1 pseudogene is annotated in these 595 nt (G+C 43.2%); it reads right to left on the bottom strand.

Annotated features, from left to right (window positions below):
- Nucleotides 1–595: pseudogene (locus QT996_RS27375) on the bottom strand (hypothetical protein); the annotation flags it as partial.

The raw sequence follows: 595 nt of genomic DNA, 5'->3' as shown, positions 1-595 counted from the left end.
GAACCCAGATATCATCCGGTGCAAGAATTAAAGCAGAATTAAAGGCAGCGATCGCCTCAAAGTAAGACTGTTTTGCCTTCTCAAATTCACTTAGCTGTGCTTGCAATTTACCCAGACTTTGCAGCGCATTCCCTTTGTAGATGAGAGCATTGATATCATCCGGTGCAGTAATTAAAGCAGAATTAAAGGCAGCGATCGCCTCAAAGTAAGACTGTTTTGCCGCCTCAAATTCACTTAGCTGTGCTTGTAATTCACTCAGACTTTGCAGCGCAATCGCTTTGTTGTTGAGAGCAGTGATATCATCCGGTGCAATAATTAAAACAGAATTATAGACAGCGATCGCCTCAAAGTAAGACTGTTTTGCCCCCTCAAATTCACTTAGCTGTGCTTGTAGTTTACCCAGACTTTGCAGCGCAATCCCTTTGTTGATGAGAACCCAGATATCATCCGGTGCAAGAATTAAAGCAGAATTAAAGGCAGCGATCGCCTCAAAGTAAGACTGTTTTGCCGCCTCAAATTCACTTAGCTTTGCTTGCAATTTACCCAGACTTTGCAGCGCATTCCCTTTGTTGATGAGATCACCGATCAAATTCGG

Origin of the sequence: Microcoleus sp. S13C4, from assembly GCF_036700865.1 — a bacterium.
In the GTDB taxonomy this organism is placed as follows: domain Bacteria; phylum Cyanobacteriota; class Cyanobacteriia; order Cyanobacteriales; family Microcoleaceae; genus Microcoleus.
The sequence above is the reverse complement of the archived record's forward strand: the minus strand, read 5'-3'. Positions and strand labels throughout refer to the sequence as shown.